At 66.7% G+C, this 414-nt stretch carries 1 pseudogene; it reads left to right on the top strand.

Features of this window, described 5'->3' with window-relative positions:
- Positions 1 to 414, top strand: a pseudogene (locus tag HX846_RS38855) (short chain dehydrogenase); the annotation flags it as partial.

The raw sequence follows: 414 nt of genomic DNA, 5'->3' as shown, positions 1-414 counted from the left end.
GCCCTCCACGGTCAAGGTCCAGGGCGCCGTGTTCGACGCCAGCGACATTGCCGACCTCAAGCAGTTGGACGAGCTCTACGAATTCTTCCACGCCAACGCCAGGCGCCTTGGGCAGCACGCCCGGGTGGTGGTGCTCGGCACGGCGCCGGAGCAGTGCAAGGACCTGCCCCAGGCCATTGCCCAGCGTGCCCTTGAGGGCCTGGTGCGTTCGTTGGCCAAGGAGTTGCGCCGGGCGATCACGGTGCAGTTGATCTACGTCGCACCGGGTGCCGAAGACGGGCTGGAAAGCAGCCTGCGGTTCTTCCTGTCGCGGCGCTCGGCCTATGTCTCGGGGCAGGTGGTGCGCCTCGAAAAACCCGTCGATAGCCCAACCGAAATCAACTGGGACAAACCCCTCGGCGGCCGCCGTGCCCT

Origin of the sequence: Pseudomonas sp. K5002 (assembly GCF_013386655.1) — a bacterium.
Classification (GTDB): Bacteria; Pseudomonadota; Gammaproteobacteria; order Pseudomonadales; family Pseudomonadaceae; genus Aquipseudomonas.
Note: the sequence above shows the minus strand (reverse complement) of the source record. Positions and strands in the feature narration are given on the sequence as shown.